22 protein-coding genes are annotated in these 18,153 nt (G+C 44.4%); 5 read left to right on the plus strand and 17 right to left on the minus strand.

The genetic code is table 11. The annotated features are described in order from the left end of the window. Nucleotides 1-49: 49 nt before the first annotated feature. Nucleotides 50-1,390: an anaerobic C4-dicarboxylate transporter gene (locus tag GOL65_RS12145; RefSeq protein WP_140918999.1), complete on the minus strand. Its 1,341-nt coding sequence runs from the start codon at nucleotides 1,388-1,390 to the stop codon at nucleotides 50-52. A gap of 604 nt (nucleotides 1,391-1,994) precedes the next feature. Next, nucleotides 1,995-2,126 carry a hypothetical protein gene (locus tag GOL65_RS22400; RefSeq protein WP_260676945.1) on the minus strand — a complete coding sequence of 44 codons (132 nt, stop codon included), beginning with the start codon at nucleotides 2,124-2,126 and terminating at the stop codon, nucleotides 1,995-1,997. A 204-nt stretch (nucleotides 2,127-2,330) separates the two neighbouring features. On the opposite strand from GOL65_RS22400, the gene GOL65_RS12150 reads away from it, so the two are divergent. Next, nucleotides 2,331-2,672 carry a GlpM family protein gene (locus tag GOL65_RS12150; RefSeq protein ID WP_140919000.1) on the plus strand — a complete coding sequence of 114 codons (342 nt, stop codon included), beginning with the start codon at nucleotides 2,331-2,333 and terminating at the stop codon, nucleotides 2,670-2,672. Nucleotides 2,673-2,693: 21 nt separating this feature from the next. Here the strand turns inward: GOL65_RS12150 and GOL65_RS12155 are convergent, their stop codons facing one another. The 8 genes from GOL65_RS12155 to rhaB all read right to left on the minus strand — a co-directional run bounded on the left by GOL65_RS12155 (nucleotide 2,694) and on the right by rhaB (nucleotide 11,336). Then, the gene (locus GOL65_RS12155; protein WP_140919001.1) at nucleotides 2,694-3,185 is read right to left on the minus strand and encodes a GNAT family N-acetyltransferase; all 492 of its coding nucleotides are present in this window, start codon (nucleotides 3,183-3,185) and stop codon (nucleotides 2,694-2,696) included. Between the two features lie 45 nt (nucleotides 3,186-3,230). Next, the gene (locus GOL65_RS12160; protein WP_140919002.1) at nucleotides 3,231-4,064 is read right to left on the minus strand and encodes an MBL fold metallo-hydrolase; all 834 of its coding nucleotides are present in this window, start codon (nucleotides 4,062-4,064) and stop codon (nucleotides 3,231-3,233) included. A 174-nt stretch (nucleotides 4,065-4,238) separates the two neighbouring features. Then, on the minus strand, nucleotides 4,239-5,591 hold the full coding sequence (locus tag GOL65_RS12165; RefSeq protein ID WP_140919003.1) for a 2-carboxy-D-arabinitol-1-phosphatase: 1,353 nt from the start codon (nucleotides 5,589-5,591) through the stop codon (nucleotides 4,239-4,241). A 150-nt stretch (nucleotides 5,592-5,741) separates the two neighbouring features. After that, on the minus strand, nucleotides 5,742-6,776 hold the full coding sequence (gene rhaT, locus GOL65_RS12170; protein ID WP_140919004.1) for an L-rhamnose/proton symporter RhaT: 1,035 nt from the start codon (nucleotides 6,774-6,776) through the stop codon (nucleotides 5,742-5,744). Nucleotides 6,777-7,156: 380 nt separating this feature from the next. After that, nucleotides 7,157-7,471 carry an L-rhamnose mutarotase gene (gene rhaM, locus GOL65_RS12175; protein WP_140919005.1) on the minus strand — a complete coding sequence of 105 codons (315 nt, stop codon included), beginning with the start codon at nucleotides 7,469-7,471 and terminating at the stop codon, nucleotides 7,157-7,159. Nucleotides 7,472-7,773: 302 nt separating this feature from the next. Continuing rightward, the gene (gene rhaD, locus GOL65_RS12180; RefSeq protein WP_140919006.1) at nucleotides 7,774-8,598 is read right to left on the minus strand and encodes a rhamnulose-1-phosphate aldolase; all 825 of its coding nucleotides are present in this window, start codon (nucleotides 8,596-8,598) and stop codon (nucleotides 7,774-7,776) included. 12 nt (nucleotides 8,599-8,610) lie between these two features. Further along, nucleotides 8,611-9,867, minus strand: coding sequence for an L-rhamnose isomerase (locus GOL65_RS12185; protein WP_140919007.1), 1,257 nt, complete (start codon nucleotides 9,865-9,867; stop codon nucleotides 8,611-8,613). Further along, nucleotides 9,864-11,336 (minus strand): rhamnulokinase, encoded by a 1,473-nt coding sequence (gene rhaB, locus GOL65_RS12190; protein WP_140919008.1) that lies wholly within the window; start codon nucleotides 11,334-11,336, stop codon nucleotides 9,864-9,866. Before rhaB ends, GOL65_RS12185 begins: the two co-directional genes overlap by 4 nt. Nucleotides 11,337-11,650: 314 nt before the next feature. Between rhaB and rhaS the strand changes: the two genes are divergently transcribed. The 4 genes from rhaS (at nucleotide 11,651) to GOL65_RS12210 (ending at nucleotide 14,620) form a co-directional block, all read left to right on the plus strand. Continuing rightward, nucleotides 11,651-12,478, plus strand: a complete 828-nt coding sequence (gene rhaS, locus GOL65_RS12195; protein WP_140919009.1) for an HTH-type transcriptional activator RhaS — start codon at nucleotides 11,651-11,653, stop codon at nucleotides 12,476-12,478. Between the two features lie 121 nt (nucleotides 12,479-12,599). Then, nucleotides 12,600-13,433 (plus strand): HTH-type transcriptional activator RhaR, encoded by an 834-nt coding sequence (rhaR, locus tag GOL65_RS12200; RefSeq protein ID WP_140919010.1) that lies wholly within the window; start codon nucleotides 12,600-12,602, stop codon nucleotides 13,431-13,433. A 47-nt stretch (nucleotides 13,434-13,480) separates the two neighbouring features. After that, nucleotides 13,481-14,155 carry a hypothetical protein gene (locus tag GOL65_RS12205; protein WP_218652030.1) on the plus strand — a complete coding sequence of 225 codons (675 nt, stop codon included), beginning with the start codon at nucleotides 13,481-13,483 and terminating at the stop codon, nucleotides 14,153-14,155. Between the two features lie 42 nt (nucleotides 14,156-14,197). Then, nucleotides 14,198-14,620 carry a hypothetical protein gene (locus GOL65_RS12210; RefSeq protein WP_140919012.1) on the plus strand — a complete coding sequence of 141 codons (423 nt, stop codon included), beginning with the start codon at nucleotides 14,198-14,200 and terminating at the stop codon, nucleotides 14,618-14,620. 82 nt (nucleotides 14,621-14,702) lie between these two features. Here the strand turns inward: GOL65_RS12210 and GOL65_RS12215 are convergent, their stop codons facing one another. The 7 genes from GOL65_RS12215 to GOL65_RS12245 all read right to left on the minus strand — a co-directional run bounded on the left by GOL65_RS12215 (nucleotide 14,703) and on the right by GOL65_RS12245 (nucleotide 18,061). Continuing rightward, entirely contained in the window at nucleotides 14,703-14,879 is a 177-nt protein-coding gene (locus tag GOL65_RS12215; protein WP_179038330.1) for a hypothetical protein, read from the minus strand. Nucleotides 14,880-15,215: 336 nt separating this feature from the next. Continuing rightward, nucleotides 15,216-15,455 (minus strand): hypothetical protein, encoded by a 240-nt coding sequence (locus tag GOL65_RS12220; RefSeq protein WP_140919013.1) that lies wholly within the window; start codon nucleotides 15,453-15,455, stop codon nucleotides 15,216-15,218. A 27-nt stretch (nucleotides 15,456-15,482) separates the two neighbouring features. Further along, entirely contained in the window at nucleotides 15,483-16,178 is a 696-nt protein-coding gene (locus GOL65_RS12225; RefSeq protein ID WP_179038331.1) for a DUF6896 domain-containing protein, read from the minus strand. Continuing rightward, on the minus strand, nucleotides 16,162-16,446 hold the full coding sequence (locus tag GOL65_RS12230) for a YrhB domain-containing protein (protein WP_140919014.1): 285 nt from the start codon (nucleotides 16,444-16,446) through the stop codon (nucleotides 16,162-16,164). The genes GOL65_RS12225 and GOL65_RS12230 overlap by 17 nt, the downstream gene beginning before the upstream one ends. 20 nt (nucleotides 16,447-16,466) lie before the next feature. Then, entirely contained in the window at nucleotides 16,467-16,808 is a 342-nt protein-coding gene (locus GOL65_RS12235) for a hypothetical protein (RefSeq protein WP_140919015.1), read from the minus strand. Nucleotides 16,809-16,978: 170 nt separating this feature from the next. After that, complete coding sequence (locus GOL65_RS12240) at nucleotides 16,979-17,452, minus strand: hypothetical protein (RefSeq protein ID WP_140919016.1); 474 nt, start codon at nucleotides 17,450-17,452, stop codon at nucleotides 16,979-16,981. A gap of 126 nt (nucleotides 17,453-17,578) precedes the next feature. Continuing rightward, entirely contained in the window at nucleotides 17,579-18,061 is a 483-nt protein-coding gene (locus tag GOL65_RS12245; RefSeq protein ID WP_140919017.1) for a hypothetical protein, read from the minus strand. Nucleotides 18,062-18,153: the final 92 nt, after the last annotated feature.

Genomic DNA, 18,153 nt, shown 5'->3' on the forward strand with positions numbered 1-18,153 from the left:
CCCTTTTACCACTGCTTTTTTATTGCAGATATAGCGCACGCTAATTACATCACAGGAATCCGTACGCTGCGGCAAATATCCAGCCGAATACGCAAGAGACACCCACACCGATTAATCCCGGCAGAATGAAGCTGTGGTTAATAACAAAGCGACCGATACGGGTGGTACCAGAGCGGTCAAACTGGATAGCTGCCAGATCGCTTGGGTAAGTTGGCAGGATATAGTAACCGTAACACGCCGGTGCAGAAGCAACGATGTATGCAGGGTCAACACCAATAGCCAGTGCCACCGGAACAATTGCTGCCAACGCAGCCGCCTGAGAGTTAACAAACTTAGACACCAGCAGCAATACAATCGCGTATGCCCACGGATACTTGGTTACTAAGTCGCCCAGTACAGATTTGATTTCAGACATATGCGCGCCGAACATGGTTTCTGCCATCCAGGCGATACCATATACCGCCACGATAGCAATCATCCCCGAACGGAACACCTCATTCTTGGAAATCAGTGCCGGGTTGGTTTTGGTAATGATGATGATCAATGCCCCTGACAGCAGCATGAACATCTGGATAACCAGCACCATTGATAACGTTTTGCCATCAAAAGAAGGACGCAGGTTAGAGAAAGCACCCAGCAGAGCAACAACCGCGATAGAACCCAGGAAGATCCACATGGCAACCCAGTTACTGGTTGGCAATTTTTTGTCTAACAGCGTTGCAGTATCACCATAAACATAGTGTTTGTTTTCCGGAACAGAGATAAATTTCTGGAAGTCTTCATCTTTGTCCAGATCTTTACCGCGGAACCAACTGAAAATACCAATCGCCAGAATACCAATCAGGGTTGACGGAATAGTGATTGCCAGCAGATCCAAAAACTCCAGGTGTTTACCGTTAAAGGTAAAGTTACCCAACATCGCTACCAGAGAAACTACCGCCACGGATACCGGGCTGGCAATGATACCCATCTGGGCACCAATGGAGCTGGCCGCCATTGGGCGTTCAGGTCGAATATTATTCTTAATCGCAACGTCGTAAATAATGGGGAGAATGGTGTACACCACGTGACCGGTACCGCAGAGAATTGTCAGCGTACAGGTAACAAAAGGTGCCACAATAGAGACATACTTTGGATTTTTACGCAGCAGCTTTTCCGCTATCTGCAGCATCACGTCTAAGCCACCAGAGGCCTGCAACGTCGCCGACGCGGCCACCACCGCAATGATTACCAGCATTACATCAACAGGCGGTTTACCCGGCTGAAGATGGAACACGAACACCAGAATAACTAAGCCCACACCGCCCAGCAAACCGAGCGCAATACCACCTTTCCGTGCCCCGTAGAACAGACAGATCAAGATGATAATTAGTTGTATAGCAAAATCCATGTATACCCCCGAACATACCAATTAATAATCAAAAAAAGTGAATCTGTTATCTGAAATTTAATTGTTTTGTTATTTTCAATTTGTCAGTGATTTTCATCACATTATTAAGGCTTACCCGAAACGATGAGTTGCCTTGCCAAAACATATGAAATTATAAAATTAATAATTATCCCGAAATATCATTATTAATTTTCCCTGCTCTACTCCCATATGGTTATTCGACTATATATGGTTTGATCCATCTATTTTTTGATGCAGATATAATTTTTAACTAATAGTTTGCGTCCGGACGATATATAAAAGGGAAATTAGAATAGCATGAGAGAAAATCGGATAGCTCAGTGATACCAAGGGTTAACGACCTGTAAAGTGTTCACTGAATATATACATCAATATATATTCATTTTATTAACCAATAAATAACAATTTATTATTATATGGATTTATTTGGCAGGCATTTAATTAATATAAGAAGAATCATAAAATAAACGGGTTAAATCTGAAGTATTAAATGAAAAAAACCAGCAGACTACTAATCCCCTGAGTTACTATCAATTAGAAATATAAAAGCCACACAATAGTGGCTTTTAGAAATGACTGAAGATTATATTTTACAACCTTCACAATCATCTTGATCCTGAATAATTTCAGGAAGTTCATTGACTTTCTGTTCGGCTTTTTTCTCTGCTTTCTCTAATTCAGCATCGATATCAAAATCAAAAATATCATCACTCATATACAATTCTCCATTCGGTCAGAAACAAATTATAGCGTACTCCTGAGCCGTTCAGTACCGCATTCTGCCCTCTTATCGCTCCGATCGATAAACAACAAAGATATTGCGCTGATTTACCACACATTTCGATTGTTAACTTCGGGTGGGGAGGCATATAGTATTAATACACTGAGTTCCTTATCCGGACAGGAAGAAAGCATTTCAATGGCATTGTTACTTAAATCACTCATCGGCGCTGCTGTCGTCATTTTGATTTCTCTGCTTTCTAAATCAAAATATTACTATATTGCCGGGCTGGCTCCGCTATTTCCAACCTTTGCGCTGATAGCCCATTACAGCGTTGGCTCTACCCGCTCAACAGCAGATCTACGGGAAACCATACTGTTTAGCGGATTCGCCACCCTGCCGATGATCAGCTATCTGGTGGCGCTTTATTGTCTGGTAGGTTATTTTCGGCTGGTACCATCATTACTGATGGCCTGTGTAGCCTGGGGAATTGCGGCCTGGATTCTGGTCACGCTATGGGGCTATGCCCACGGGCACTGATACAAATACCTTACCCGGAAGCTAAATATCCATCACCATTTCATGCCACGACATCCCGCCATGATCGGATTCAGACTGCTTAACATAAACAAAACCAAATTTTTCATACAGTCCGATATGGCGCTGCTTGCACATCAAATGGATAGTTTTCTTACCCAGTTCCTGCATATGTTTAATAAATGCCTTCATTAAAACGGTGGAATAGCCTTTGCCCTGAAAATCAGGATCAACCACCACCGACATAATCACCACGTTCGGGGCTTCAGGATCGTGGCCGATAAGCTCTTTAAACTCTTCATCAGACATCACTACATCATAGGCACAACCACAGTTAATAAAACCAGCAATGCCTTCCGGCGTTTCCAGTACCAGAAACCCTTCCGGATAAGTCGCTATACGTTTGGCAATTTTTGCTTCCGTAGCGGCTTCATCGCCCTCATAGGCGGTAATTTCAATCTGGTAGCAACGAGCCGTGTCTTGCGGTTGAGCCGTTCTGATTTTCATAGCTTCCATTATTTTATTGTCCTTTAACTATTCACGATATTCTTTGCACCAGACTCAGGCAAATTCAAACACTTTACCAACGCCCACTTCATTCACATTGGTGGTCCGGGCCAGTGCAATTTTAGCATTGAGATCGGTACAGTGGCACGGATACAAACGCTCCGGCTGTATTCTTCCTAAATGCTCAGCAGTACGAGACATCAGCATTTCACTGGCGTTTTGTAAATGGAAACCACCAATCACTGCCAGTACCCGTTGTTCACCAGTTACGCTGATAGCGTAATCTACAATATTACAGATACCGGAATGGGAGCAGCCAGAAATCACCACCAGACCTTCAGGACTGATATATACCAATGCACTATCATCCAGCACATAATCACCCACCAGATTGCCACAGCAGTCTTTGGTTTGGCCTACTGGCCGCTGAGCCTCAAAATCATTGGTACGTTCTATTTCACCGAGAAACAGTAATTTGTCGGTAATGTAATAAGGCTGCTTAGTTTCGACCTTATCCAGATAATTGCTGTAGCAATCCTGCGGATAATTTGCGCCAATAATTTTATCGCCGTGAAATTTGGGCGCAAAAGCATCAGGATGGGCAATCAGTTGAATGCGCCGATCGGTAGTACGATCGGTACGGTCAAAGTACTGCATCAGGTGACCTAATCCCCAGGTATGATCGTTATGCCCGTGGGACAATACAATAGTATCCACCTGTTTCAGATCGATGCCTAAAATATCGGCATTTTGCATAAAGACATCAGAGTAACCGGTATCCAGCAAAATTTGTCGACCATCAATTTCAATGTGGTAACACACCCCCGGCTCACCCACCAGGTAACGATCAATAAGTGTATTATTGTCCAGCAAGACTGTTAACCGCATAGCATTCCTTATTGGTTTCCCACACTCTCACCTGTAAAAAGCGACTCTCGTCTTATCAGGCAAACATGAAAGCAATATAAAAACTATGTCTAATAAGCACAAGCAATATCCGGTTATTAAAGCAACAAAAAACCCCGCTATCAGAGTGCGGGGTCAGGTTAATCAGGCCGATAATTACTTAATAACTTTCACATCCTTAACGTTAAAAGCTTCATTTTTATACTGCAACTTAATTACCTGAACGCCGTCACTTTCTGGTAAGCGGTAATCAGGAACTCGCTTATTCAGAAATGCTTTTACAATCAACGGATGAGTAAATACTGCCACATTGCCTTTGCTGAATTCATACTGATAACCAATTTTCGATAACAATGAATCTAAGCGAAAAGCAGCGATATCACCATTTTCACCATCGTCCGGCGACAGGAAGTGAATAACGCGATCGGCAGAGAACAAATCTTTAGCGGCCTGAGAATCACTGGCTTTAATGGTAGCAATCTTTTCCGCTTCCCAGTGGCCAAGGAACATTTCATTCAGATTTTCATCTTTGATTAAAGTCTGTTTATGCCCGGCAAGTACTGCCTCTGCGGTCTTATACCCACGATCCAATTCACTGCTGTATGCGGCGATAAAGCGGGTATTTTTTAAATCACTGTTCAATTGTTGATTGGCTTTTATTCCCTGCGCAGTAAAGTCTGAATCTGACGTTCCTTCCATTACTCCAGCTTTACTCAGAATCGTCATCGGGTTGATAACCAACGTGATGTCTAACGGAGGTAGCTGCTTCTCTTTGGCATAGCCGGACTTCAGATATTCGGTATTATTAAAGTCCACCAGCGAGAATTTACCGTCTTTCAGCTCCAGTACCGACACGCTGGTATTAGACAGTCCGGAAAGTGGTTTATCTCCCCGATACTTTTGCAGATAGAAAGCCATGGACGAGTGAGCGGTGACTAAAATATTTCCGCTTTGTCCCTGGTGCTGACTGGCGATCTGTTTTAGCGCGCCTTCAAACCGCTCAGAAAATTGATACATGTTTTCTGCGTTTACCGGTGACTTAAAGCTCGGATCGTTAAACTTGCCAAAGTAGAACTCAAAATCATTGCCGGAATGGCCAAACTTACCGGTTAAATCATCAATGCGTCCACCTTCAGCATCGCCCCATGAGATATCTTTCAGATTCTCAATCTGCGTTACCGGCATATTTCTACCGCGCAGAATCTGATTGGCGGTTTCATAGGCACGGCCCAGAGTGCTGCTGTAGCCAGCAATAAATGACACATCGGCTAAACCCAGCCCAAGATTGCTGGCATCGTAACGCCCTTTTTGCGTTAGCTGAGCATTACCGCCACCACCAATGGTCATCTCTTTAATATTGGAATAAGTCTGACCATGCCTGACCAGATAGAAACGTAATACCTTTGCTTCATCACTCTTCGATACCGAGGCTGCAAATGCTGAAATCGGCCCCCATGTCATGGCCGTTACCAGAAACAGCGTAGCCAGAGATTTTATTGTATTTTTCATCGATTACTCCTTATGGCACATAGATGGCCGGAGTGGATGTGGTATTCAGCGTTTTGGGATTTAGCACGCTGAATGTCGCATCATTCACCGGCCCTAAATATCATCGCGGGAATATCTGGTGATATCCCCGCGAATCTGAGAAAAGGAAAACTAAGAGGCCATACCCATACCAACAATGTTCGCCGCCAGAATAATCACCAGACAGCCAATGCACAGGATGCGTACCGGTTTGCGACCAACCCCCAGCCACTCTTTGAGCAACAGGCCAACGATGCCACCACACAGCACATAGAAGCTCATATGTAGCATCCAGCTCATGTAGCCATAGTGTTCCGGAACGTTTGCATGTCCCCAGGCATAGAAGAAGAACTGCAAATACCACATCACACCGCCCAAAATAGAAAACAGCGCGTTGGTTATCAGCAGCTTTTTAGCAACGGAAAGGTCAGCTTTAACAGAAAGCTCAGGTTTGATTGCCAGACGAATGAAACAGAAGCCCAGGTTAACAATGGCGCCACCGCCCATAATCACCACATAACTCGGCAGTGCCACATACAGCGGGCTGATGCCTATCTGCTCTGCTGCCTGATGCATTGGTTTTGCTGCATCCATAGCAAATGACATACCGGCAGAGAAAATACCGCACATGATTGCCAGAATCAGACCTTTTTTCAGGTTGAACTCTTCAGCCTGAATTCCAAGTGCCCGCTCTTTTAACAGACCGGCGTAGCTCACAATCGCCACCCCAATGACCGCGACAAACACCCCCAACAACGTCATCTGTCCACCAGAGGTGTTGAGTAGCAGGCCAAATTTGCCCTGTAATACTGGTGTCATCAGGGTGCCGATAATCAGCGTTACCCCAATGGCAATGCCTATTCCCAGCGACATGCCGAGGAAACGCATGGTTAAGCCATAGTTAATATTACCAATGCCCCACATCGCGCCGAACAGAAATATCGGCAGCAGCGTTGCAATAGAGAACGACCCAAAGTAAGCCCAAAAATCAGGCAACAGTATATAACTTACGGTCCAGGGAAGAATTATCCATGAAAAAAAGCCACCGAGAGACCACATGGTTTCCCATGACCATTTTTTAACTTGTTTAAATGGCGCATAAAAACATGCCGCGCTGGCGGCGCCAACGAAGTGCCAGAAAATACCCAGAAGAATAGAACCACTCATACCGGTAACCCTTTATTATTAAACATTATTAACCGCAGGGGGCCGCAATCCGTATCGCGGCATTATGAATGAATGAGGAAGACCTCATCACTACAATGCCTTCATTCTAAAAATGAATCTGTCCGTCAGCCTTTATGCCAGTGCCACTGTCTTACGGGTATTGGCAAAAAACAAAAGATGAAGGTGAGCGGAGTCACAAAATAGTGAATTAAAACAGGATTTCTCGCTTGATGACCACTAATCCGATGGTTTTGGCAAAAGGACAGAACAGACAAAAAGAGGAAGAATAAAAAGAGGGAAATAAAAAAGCCGGAACAAGAGAAACCCCCTCCGGTTCCGGCTGCCAGCCCGCTGGCGAAAAACAGACGACAAACTAATGCTTAGTCCAGATAGAAAACCTGACGCAGCTCAGCACTCACCGGGCTATTGTCAGGATTAGAAGGCATAACATCGGACATGTACTTCCACCAGCGCTGGCAAACCTCAGTTTTTGCTACCGCATCCCAGCGCTCTTCGGATTCTATCTCAACATAACCAAACAGCTGATGACCACGCTCATCAAGAAAAATACTGTAGTGGTGCGCCCCATGGACTTTCAACACCTGCTCCAGCTCTTCCCATATTGGGCTATGCCGCTGTTGATACTCTTTATGTGAGTCAGGGTTTACATGCATTAAAAAGGCTTTACGAATCATAATGATTAACTCCATTCACTATCTGACAAAAGACTACCGATATTCTGGCAGTCTCAGATTGATGACAAAATCCGATTTGTTCAGTTTGTGTTTTGAAATGGCCAATTGTCGGGAGGGGCTCCCGTGGGGGTCGACTTGGCGTCAGCCAACGAAGTGCCCGTAGGGAGACCAGGCCCGACACGCTCTGAAGCCAGATACAAGCGGTCTTCCGGTCGAGCACAACGTCAATATAATCACTTTCGATGTTACGACCGGAATATTCATTGAGGCCAATTTATTTGGTTTGTCAGCAGTCTGATACGCTACAGCTTAACCGCTGAGGCCATCGGCGTAACCCCAAACCGTTTGCCTAAAGCTACCAGCTCGTCAGAAGAGATTGTCTGCTTTTTACCGCCCATGGAGCGTACTTTCACCATGATCTCCGCTGATTTTTCCGCCGTATCGATTAAACCAAATGCGTCGTCCAGCGTTGGTCCGGTACCGAAAATGCCGTGGAATGCCCATAATACCAGCGAGTGGTGCTGCATTTGTTCTGCGGTGCTAACACCAATACCATCGGTGCCCGGCACCATCCATGGAACAATACCAACCCCATCAGGGAAAACCACCAGACATTCAGTACTGCCTTCCCATAATTCGCGAGTAAACACTTCGTTTTTCAGTTCCAGCACATAACTCAGTGCAATCAGATTAGTGGCATGGCAATGCATGATGACCCGATCTTTACCTGCACTAACTCCCATACGCACAATGTGTGACTGGAAGTGAGCCGCCAGTTCAGAGGTTGGTAAACCGCCTTTATCCAGTCCCCATAGGATACGATATCCGGTACCCTCACCATTCACCTGTAAAACTACCAGATTCTCCGCCGGATTTAACTGCACATTACGGAAGAACTTGCCGGAACCGGTAACAATAAAATAATGGTTTGCCAGCTGTGGCATGGACTGGCTAAGCGCCTCATCACGAGGCTCAGGATAGAAATCTTTTTGATAAGGAGCGATATCTTCAGGTAGCAAACGCAGGCTGATATTACCGCCGTTACGCTCATCCCAACCTTTAAGCCACATATCGCTGGTCGCTTTGACCATACCCTGAACAAACCATGAAGAAATAATGTGTTGCATAATAGAGAGCCCTTAACGTTTGCTGAGTACGGATTGTTCATATTGGCGCACGGTTTGTAACCACTCACTGCCCGCCGGTACGTTATGACGCTGGCAGTAGGTTTCCCATACGGCCTGCCACGGTAAACTTTTTTGCTCTTCGAGCATCGCCAGACGTGCGGTGTAGTCACCATCAGTTTCCAGCTTGCGTAACATATCGGTAGGTTCCAGCAGTGCCCGCAGCAGTGCTTTCTTCATATTGCGGGTACCGATTACCCAGGCAGCAATCCGGTTAATGGAGGCATCAAAGAAATCCAGACCGATGTGTACACGATCAAACAAACGGTTACGGATAATTTCATGGGCAATGGCCTGAGTTTCGTCGTCCAGCAGCACTACGTGGTCACTGTCCCAGCGCACCGGACGGCTGACGTGTAGCAGCAGATGCTGCACATACAACATCGCGGTGGAAATTTTGTCGGAGATGACTTCGGTAGGGTGGAAATGCCCTGCGTCCAGGCAAAGTGCGGTTTTACGAGTAGTGGCGTAACCCAGATAGAATTCGTTAGAACCGACGGTAAAGCTTTCTGCACCAATACCGAACAGCTTACTTTCTACCGCATCGAGGTGATATTTCTCATCAATCTTCTCGCTAATCACTTCATCCAGCGCGGTCATCAGACGCTCACGGAAGGCAAAGCGGTCAACGGTCAGATCTTTCATACCATCCGGAACCCAAATGTTCATCACTGAAGCAGTGCCCAGTTCACGACCAAAGTAAGCAGAGATACGACGGCTGGCCTGACAGTGTTCAATCCAGAATTTGCGGATCTCCGGATTGGCGTGAGATAGCGTAAAGCCATCGGCACTAAGCGGATGGGAGAAACAGCTTGGGTTAAAGTCCAGCCCCATACCTTTCTGACGCGCCCACTCAACCCAGTTGGCAAAGTGTTTTGGTTCAATTTCATTACGCTCAACGGCAGTGTCAGACTCCAGATAGATGGCATGCAGATTCAGGCGTTTTGGGCCCGGAATTAACGCCAGCGCCTGTTCCAGATCCGAACGCAGTTCTGTCGCGTTACGGGCTTTTCCCGGATAGTTACCCGTCGCCTGAATGCCACCCGTCAGAGCGCCTCCGGTATTCTCAAAACCAGCAACGTCATCCCCCTGCCAGCAGTGCATAGAAACGGGTAAGGTATCCAGCAGCTTCAGTGCGGATTCCACATCCACGTTAAATTCAGCATAGCGAGCTTTGGCCAGATTCCAGGCCTGGTCAATTGATGTTGTCATAGTACAAATTCCTCATAAGAGTGGCTGAGTGCCTGAAAGCGGCACCAGTGTTGTGCAAAATCAAAAACAGGATTTGGGGTATAGCAGCGCAGCGGGAAGCTTTCCGTTAGCAGCTTGCGGTAACTGGCAACGCTGTCGATTTCTCCCAGCGCCATCAGTTGGCAACCAATATTTCCCAGCGTGGAAGCCTCAACCGGTCCGGCTAATACCGTCAGTTGGCAGACATCAGCACAAAGTTGGTTCAGGAAGGCGTTCTGACAACCTCCACCAACGATATGCAATTGCTTAATCGGTTGCCCTTGCAGGGCGGAAAGCTCCAGCATCACCTGACGATAGAGCATGGCCAGACTGTCAAAAATACAGCGGGCCAATTCTTCCGGCGCTTGAGGTACCGGCTGCTGATGCTCTGCGCAAGCCTGACGGATCTCTTCCACTATGGAAGAGGGATTGATAAACCGCTCATCATTAGGATTAATCAGGCTGGTAAAAGCAGGCAGTTTCTCAGCTTTAGCAATCAGCTGTGGCAGATCGGCGATCGCCAGCTCACAACAGATACGCTGCAACAGCCACAGACCCATAATATTTTTCAGGACGCGATAAGTGCCGTTGATACCACCTTCATTGGTGATGTTAGCGGCCATCGCCTTCAGGTCATTAAACGGATTGAGGCTTTCAATTCCCATTAACGACCAGGTTCCTGAGCTTAAGTAGGCGCAATGATGTCCGGTTAACGGCGCAGCAATCACCGCGCTGGCGGTATCATGGGTGGCAACAGAAACTACCGGAACCGAGCGACCCGACGGTGCCTGCCATTCACCAATCGGCGTTCCCGGTTGGGATGGCTTCGTTAACCATTGAGGTGGAATACCCAGATAATCCAGCAGTTCATTATCCCAGTCACCGCTGCTCAAATTGAGCATTTGCGTCGTGCTGGCATTGGTATATTCATGGTTAATTTTACCGGTGAGGCGATAGTGCAAATAGTCAGGTATCAGCAGCAAATGCTTAACCTGCTCGATCAATTCTGGCTGCTGCTCACTAAACGCTTTCAGTTGGTATAGCGTATTAAAAGGCAAAAATTGAATACCGGTTTTCCAGTACAGACTTTTCTGGCCCAGCTCGTTCATCACCCTATTCATCACACCATCGGTACGGTGATCCCGATAGGCATATGGAAGCCCAACGCGCTCTCCACGCTTATCCAGCAGAACGTAATCAACGCCCCAGGTATCAATACCGATACTGGAGATCCGCACGCCATTATTATCAATGGTGGTTAGTCCGGTAAGAATTTCGCTCTCGAGCGCTGCCAGATCCCAGGTATCGTGGCCATCAACCGGCGTCAGGCAGTTAGCAAACCGATGGATCTCTTTAAGCGTTAAGCGTTGAGTTGAAGTACACCAGGTGGCCAGCATCACCCGACCGCTGGATGCACCTAAATCAATGGCGACAATATTGCGTACGCTCATAGTAACCTTCCCCTTATTCATCTATAGCGGGAAGTCTACGGAGAGTAAGCGAGCTCTACCTTCGGGCCACTGCCATGCCACCAGCAGGACTGGCAAAATAACAAAGACTGATGTGAAACCGATCACAAAATGGCAAAACCGCGCTTAATTCTCAGGCCTGAAATGTAATGTGACCTTCTGCACAAACTAATCAATAAACTCGCCGATCTTAAATAAATGGTCACTTTTGGCCGATGTCGCGTCTGATTTCTAAGGCGAAGCGCCCCGATTTTCCTCTAAGCTTTTAGTTACACGATGTTGAAAGGAGTCACAAAATGACCTTACTAAAAAGTGATGGCTTTTTTGCATCCGATGCCTCAACAATAGCGATTGAAAACCGGGCGCCACAGTGTGTTTTTCCTGAACATAGCCATGATTTCTATGAAATCGTTCTTGTGGAGCACGGTTCTGGCGTGCATATCTTTAACGACACTCCCTACGCCCTGTGCAGCGGCACCGTTTGCTTTGTTCGCGATAAAGATCATCATCAGTTTGAAAACGTGGATAACCTTCATTTAACCAATGTGCTGTATCGTTCACCCAAGAACTTTCGTTTTTTGACGGATATTGAGGCCTGGTTACCCGGTTCTCCTACCCAGCAGCAGTCACACTGGCAAATCAATTCATCTGCATTAAAAAAAGCAAAAAACTGCATTGATTGCCTGCAAACAAGCGCTAACAGCAGCGAACTGGAAGATATTGCCTCCAGTGAAGGTTTGTTCTTACAACTGCTGATGTTGCTGCGCCAAAGCTGTTTTGAAACCGTCAGGCAAGATAGCCGTGAAGCCTGTGTTGGCGCACTGCTTAACTGGTTACGCAATAACTACAGCGAAGAGGTGAACTGGGAAGAACTGGCGGAAAGTTTCTCGCTGGCATTGCGCACTATGCACCGTCAGGTGAAACAGGCTACAGGTATGACGCCACAGCGCTACCTTAACCGACTTCGGCTGTTGGAGGCCCGGCGGCGTCTGTTCCAAAGCGATGACAGTATTACCGATATTGCCTATGCCTGTGGCTTTAGTGACAGTAATAACTTTTCGGTTCAGTTTCGGCGAGAATTCTCGCTGTCACCACTGCAAATGAGAAATACCATAAGCCAGTAATAACAAAGCATTACTTTAATCAGGGTGACTAATGACAACCAGATTAAGACCTCCATCACCGTAAAGCTAACGGTGATATGTCACACTGGATACCAGAAGTGCCGGCAGGGAAACAGATCGCATGTCATTACTGAAACTTCACACTCATGATTTTTTCTTCAGCGAAAAAAATACGGTAACCGTTGCAGAGCGGTTACCCCAACCTGTTTTTCCTATTCATACCCATGATTTTTATGAACTGGTGATCGTCCGACGCGGTAATGGCCTGCATATTGTCAATGACGTGCCCTACTACATTACCTGTGGCGATCTGTTTTATATCAATGCCAGCGATCATCATGGTTATGAGTCGGTTAACGATCTGGAACTGAATAATATTCTCTATTGCCGTTCGCGACTAAATCTGGCGGCAGACTGGGAAACGCTGATCCCCGGCGATAATGACAGTCAGGAAAAGCGTTACTGGCGGCTGGGTATTCAGGGGATATCCGCCATTCAGACGGTAATTGATGCGCTGGCAAAAGAGTGTATTAAATTTGATGCGCTCTCTGTTCAGCTAAGCGAGTCTCTGTTTCTACAATTGATTTTATTACTACAACGCTATCGTCACCCGCCGGACAGTCATCAACTGGCGGATGCACAATTACTGGATCGTCTGATGCTGGATCTGCATGCCGGTATCGGTAACGCCTTCCGGCTGGAGGATTTCTGTCACCATCACCAGCTCTCGCCAAGAAGTATACAGGCGCTGTTTAAGCAGCATACCGGGGTCAGTATCAGCCATTACCTGCGCCAGCTCAGGCTGTGCAAAGCCATGGCACTACTGCGACAGAAACAGATGCAAATTAGTGAAATATCATCAGAATGTGGCTTTGAAGACAGCAACTACTTCTCTGCCGTCTTCAGTCGGGCTCTGGGCATATCTCCCAGCGAATACCGCCAGCGTTTCCGTTAAAATGCCATGTCTGTATCCCAACTTTACCTCTGTCAGGAGAAATCATCATGGGAAAATTACTGGAACAATTAAAGGCCGTATTACCTGAAAAACTCTGGGTTCCGGATGAACTGGCACAGCTTTATCAATGGATTGAGCAGCAGGGCTATTATGAAGACTACGACGATGGTCATCGCACCGGATTTTTATACCCGACCGATAAACTGGAAGAGAGCTGGACAGACGATGAACGGCAAGGAGGCACCATCATTTTGTTTAACGCTAACAGAAATGATGGATTGCGTTACTGGTTTGGACTGGAGGAAGATAGTCCGGAAATTTGTCAGCGCCTGTGTGTTTTTGCCCGTACCGGTGCGGAAGGTTCTGAAGCTGCACTATGGCTGGACGATGACGGAAAGCTTAAAATAGTGCATATGGGTTCAGGCTCTGGCTCAATACTCAGCTGTGTACTGGCCGATAATATGGTTGATTTTCTGCGGTTGCTGGCTATTGGGTACGATGAAATATGCTGGAATGAAGAATTCCCTTATCCACCCAATGATGAGCAATCCGACAGCGGTATGCATATTCACCCTAACGTGGAATTTCAGCAGTGGGTGCAGAAGACCTTTAATACCACCATTCCAGCCACAGCTTTAGACATTGTTAAGCATCCAGCGGAGATGGGCGATCGGGACAGTGAAGATGCGTTTTGCCGTTGTGCAGAAAAACAGAGTAATTAAGTTATGATTAAACTATGACAAACAACCGTAACAGGGTGGAACATGCCGCATATTAAGACCGGGTTAATTGCCTGTATTTTGCTGGGTATAATGACGGGTACTTCGGTGGCAGCAAGCAATATGGTGCTGTCGGGAGAATACACCTTCTATACCGACGAGATGAGTCTGGAGATGATTGGGCAGAATATCTGCATGTTCCCTGATGCCCAAAGCGGTAAACAGATCCCACGCAATAAGGGTGATGAGCGGGACCTTTGGTTCTGCTTTAGTGATTATCAGCAGGCCAGAAAAGCATTAGATATTCCCGCCACTCCGCCCAAACAGGGCTGTGGTTATAGCGGTAAACTAACGGTAGAGGTGGCTGATTACCGTATTAATGAACAGCAGAATGATGAGTTTGATGTGGCAAGATTGGTGAAGGTAATCAGCCATGATAAGCCGGAAGTGATTGAGTGCCAGCCGTAACATAAATCCACGAATGAGCCAGTGTGCATTACAGGTGCACATTGGCACCTGCAAGCCTCAAAGAATAACCTCAAACCTGAACTTAACCATTACTGGCATACAGCACGGCAAACAACGCCGCCATCTTCTCTTGCAGAATAAACTGTAACGACTCTTTTGTTGGCGTGTCGTCGAGTTTTACTACCACGCTAATCAGCGCAAGGCACTGTTCCGCCAGCTCCAACGGGTCGTTTGAGGTAGCATCAGCAGGATCAATCATTGGTGTGCCCTCCGGTTTTCAGGTAACAAACTGAAATGGAGGATAGTTTTTCCGATCCCGATCTGAAATTGGATGAGGGTCGAACTATAAATTCAGGGTGAGTTTGGGTATGCTTCACGACAGCCATGATGTTAGTTCCTCTAACGTTGTGGTTAGAAACCCCGCTAGTGTTCCCGCACTACGGGGTTTTGCCTTTTAACAGGTACATTGACCTGCACCGCAACAGTATATTTATACAGCAAAGGGGTCAATTGAATGGCCGGGGTTTTGACGGGGAAATTTGGGATTTTGGGGGAGTATCGCAAAAACAGGATTCTACTCATTATTTATTGTTGATTACTCTTCAGCAGTTAAGGTCTCTCTGGCTTCAATTAAAATGGCAATCAAATCATCTAATGGTATTTTTGCGGCAAAATTATGTTGATGGCCGGAGCCGAACAACTCAACCTCCAGATTATTGATACCCTTTTCTTGGTTGATTTCAGCTACCCTTTCCCAGCCATATTGTACTTCCAGTGTAACCTTTTCATATTCAGCAGGACTGGAATAAAATAACTCTAATTTCTTTTCATTCATTTTTATATCCGTGACTATTATTTTTACTTACTTATAAAGAGAAAATGCCAAAAACTTCAATCTGGGTAATAAATCAATCTCTCGGGTGTCCAGTAAAAAACTCACATGACTTGATTCTATTTCGGGATAATCACCCTCAACTTCACCGGAGAAAGAGTAAGCTAAATCTTTTTCTTCCTCGACCAATCCCTCTGAAATAATAACCAATACCTCTAATACATTATCTTGGTTTATCTCAAAAGAAATCATTCTGAACTTAGGTGATATATTGAATAACATTGAACGTTGTACTGACACCATCAACTGAAAATTATTCATTTTTTCAATCACCTGTTCATATTGACTTTCGGATATTTCTCTTAAAAAACCAGCAGAGACCATTTCGCTTAATACTTGTTTTATCTCGTTGTCATCAGCTTCGAAAAACTCAGATGAAAAATACGTTGATAAACGCCACACATCAACCAATTTAGGGTTATCAATATTGGTATGAACATCGATAACTATTTCAGGTTTGGGAGTTTCCCTTAAAAACATAACGCCTTTGCCATGCTTAATAAATTTCCATGAATCATGACCCAGCTTTATATTTCCTCTTTTGGGAAAATCCAGCAACCACGTAACATCTTTTACCGTTGGATAGGTTTTAAAGAAAGCATTTACTAAATCTTTTTGGAGTGTTATGAAATTAATAATGTCTTTAGACTCAATACGAAGTGTCATATTTTTTCTTTTCTTCATATTCCTGTAAATACTTTTCCATAGGATAGGACGTACCTAATAAATGTATTTCACCACTATCCTTATCTATTAAAAATGGCGAATTTCCCGCAAGTAATGCAGAAAAATCTCCTGTTTCAAGATATTCCTTAGATTGGAAACAAAAGACCCAGCCTTCTGCAAAACGATTAATAAGAGTTATCACAACAGGAAAATCACCATCATCCAGATAGTGATTGGCTTTTGCTATGGCATCATAAAAACTAATCATTAATTTTTTTCTTAATATTTTTAATGAGTTAAACTGGCTAAATCTAGTGCAATAGCCAAATATAATTTTTCAGATTTACTACTTAACTGTTTGGAATAGTCATTCACTCCCATATCAGAAATCTCACTGATTTGATCATTCACTCGTGACAACTCAAAACCAACAACCAAGTCACCATTAATTATCAATCTGTATATGTCCTCACTTTGCTCTGGTGTTTGTGTTAAAACGTAAACTGATTGGATCTCTCCATAATGCTTATTTAAGAATTTAACTATTGTTATATTACAGTTAATAAATAATTCCGAGTCTAATAATTGCCTGCGCAAAATCGTCTCTGTACGAGATCCTCTTAGTTTCATTCTATTTTTCCCATTGTAATAGTAATTAGATTTTCACGCTTGTCTGTAAGGTCTGCCATATTAATGTTGATTGGTAGTATTGAGAGGAACACTCAACACTGACAGTTAAAACGAAGGGCTAAAACGATATTAGTTAGGGTCTTTTACTGTTATTCAATTTATTCTATTTATTAATTTTTTTGATAAAACGTTAACGTTGGCCCATACCCAACATCAGAACCACTCGATTCAAGATTAAAGGTTTTTGTTGGAAATAATTGCTTCAAGGTCATACCCCATGAACACTTTAAGACATCGCATATTTGTTCAAAAATAGAGTCAGTTACATCATCCGCATTACTACCAAAGAGATCATATATATGAATGTGATTTAACATTTTTTCTATCAATGAATTTTCATCACCAAATTTTTCACGCCATAGCTTAAAGTTAGACTCTTCGTATCTCTCAAAAAGAAGAATACAATTATCAACTGAAATGAATTCAGGAATGAATAACTTACTAGATATTAATAGTGTCTCAGGGTGAAGTGTCTCACTTAAATAATCACTATAACTTATCAACTCTGGATTTCTCCATTGGGACTGCCACGTTTCATAATTTCTTAAATCATGAAATGGTTCTATGAGTGATATGGGTTTCATGGCATTTCCTTTGGATTAATTGGCTTTGGTGTCAATTTTGTGAATAGCTATTGAGGCGAATGTGAGTTTTTGATGGTTAACTGAATATTTCGACCAAGGCAAGATTCATATCAATCTGTAACAAAATTATAGTGGTACAGCATCTTTATTTCTCTGCCAAAAACTCTCCAATTCAGAACTTAATCTGATATCTACAGTATCTCTAATTTTTACCAGTATATTCATATGTTCAGGAGCTTCTTTTCGTACCAGGGGTACTAATTGATACCATGCATAAACAATCCATTCAGGTTCTACTTCTGCTATTTTTTGCAAGTGTTTAAGCAATCTTTTATAGCCTAAACCAGATACCGTTGCTTTAACCCACAATTTAGTCCCTGAGATGTTTTTTATCTCTAGCCCCATATCTAAAAAATTTATTAAAACACCCCTATCTCTCACAACTCTGGGAATAACTCTTAATGCGGAACCTCTGACTAAAGTAGAGTGATGCATAAACATGCCCTCTATAACAAAAGCTTTTTCATCCTCAGATAATGTTCTTAGATAATTAACTAACTCATTTTCTGCTCTTCCATCAGGAAGCTTAGATATTAAATTACTTAGCATTATTTATTATCCTTAAAACTGTCTGTTAACTTACCTAGTAATAACTCTGCCTGATTTACATTACAACCAAGTTGTAGAACCAATCTTAGCCA

This window comes from Limnobaculum xujianqingii (genome assembly GCF_013394855.1).
GTDB lineage: Bacteria > Pseudomonadota > Gammaproteobacteria > Enterobacterales > Enterobacteriaceae > Limnobaculum > Limnobaculum xujianqingii.

Bases quoted from the DNA above. Each gene is read 5' to 3' on its own strand.
- GOL65_RS12225 (WP_179038331.1), bottom strand. From the start codon at position 16,178: ATGACACTTCGTATTGAGTCTAAAGACATTATTAATTTCATAACACTC.
- GOL65_RS12210 (WP_140919012.1), top strand. From the start codon at position 14,198: ATGCCGCATATTAAGACCGGGTTAATTGCCTGTATTTTGCTGGGTATA.
- GOL65_RS12215 (WP_179038330.1), bottom strand. From the start codon at position 14,879: ATGATTGATCCTGCTGATGCTACCTCAAACGACCCGTTGGAGCTGGCG.
- GOL65_RS12150 (WP_140919000.1), top strand. From the start codon at position 2,331: ATGGCATTGTTACTTAAATCACTCATCGGCGCTGCTGTCGTCATTTTG.
- rhaS (WP_140919009.1), top strand. From the start codon at position 11,651: ATGACCTTACTAAAAAGTGATGGCTTTTTTGCATCCGATGCCTCAACA.
- rhaB (WP_140919008.1), bottom strand. From the start codon at position 11,336: ATGAGCGTACGCAATATTGTCGCCATTGATTTAGGTGCATCCAGCGGT.
- GOL65_RS12205 (WP_218652030.1), top strand. From the start codon at position 13,481: ATGGGAAAATTACTGGAACAATTAAAGGCCGTATTACCTGAAAAACTC.
- GOL65_RS12230 (WP_140919014.1), bottom strand. From the start codon at position 16,446: ATGATTAGTTTTTATGATGCCATAGCAAAAGCCAATCACTATCTGGAT.
- GOL65_RS12185 (WP_140919007.1), bottom strand. From the start codon at position 9,867: ATGACAACATCAATTGACCAGGCCTGGAATCTGGCCAAAGCTCGCTAT.
- GOL65_RS12145 (WP_140918999.1), bottom strand. From the start codon at position 1,390: ATGGATTTTGCTATACAACTAATTATCATCTTGATCTGTCTGTTCTAC.
- rhaD (WP_140919006.1), bottom strand. From the start codon at position 8,598: ATGCAACACATTATTTCTTCATGGTTTGTTCAGGGTATGGTCAAAGCG.
- GOL65_RS22400 (WP_260676945.1), bottom strand. From the start codon at position 2,126: ATGAGTGATGATATTTTTGATTTTGATATCGATGCTGAATTAGAGAAA.
- rhaT (WP_140919004.1), bottom strand. From the start codon at position 6,776: ATGAGTGGTTCTATTCTTCTGGGTATTTTCTGGCACTTCGTTGGCGCC.
- GOL65_RS12160 (WP_140919002.1), bottom strand. From the start codon at position 4,064: ATGCGGTTAACAGTCTTGCTGGACAATAATACACTTATTGATCGTTAC.
- GOL65_RS12155 (WP_140919001.1), bottom strand. From the start codon at position 3,185: ATGGAAGCTATGAAAATCAGAACGGCTCAACCGCAAGACACGGCTCGT.
- rhaR (WP_140919010.1), top strand. From the start codon at position 12,600: ATGTCATTACTGAAACTTCACACTCATGATTTTTTCTTCAGCGAAAAA.
- GOL65_RS12220 (WP_140919013.1), bottom strand. From the start codon at position 15,455: ATGAATGAAAAGAAATTAGAGTTATTTTATTCCAGTCCTGCTGAATAT.
- GOL65_RS12240 (WP_140919016.1), bottom strand. From the start codon at position 17,452: ATGAAACCCATATCACTCATAGAACCATTTCATGATTTAAGAAATTAT.
- GOL65_RS12235 (WP_140919015.1), bottom strand. From the start codon at position 16,808: ATGAAACTAAGAGGATCTCGTACAGAGACGATTTTGCGCAGGCAATTA.
- GOL65_RS12165 (WP_140919003.1), bottom strand. From the start codon at position 5,591: ATGAAAAATACAATAAAATCTCTGGCTACGCTGTTTCTGGTAACGGCC.
- GOL65_RS12245 (WP_140919017.1), bottom strand. From the start codon at position 18,061: ATGCTAAGTAATTTAATATCTAAGCTTCCTGATGGAAGAGCAGAAAAT.
- rhaM (WP_140919005.1), bottom strand. From the start codon at position 7,471: ATGATTCGTAAAGCCTTTTTAATGCATGTAAACCCTGACTCACATAAA.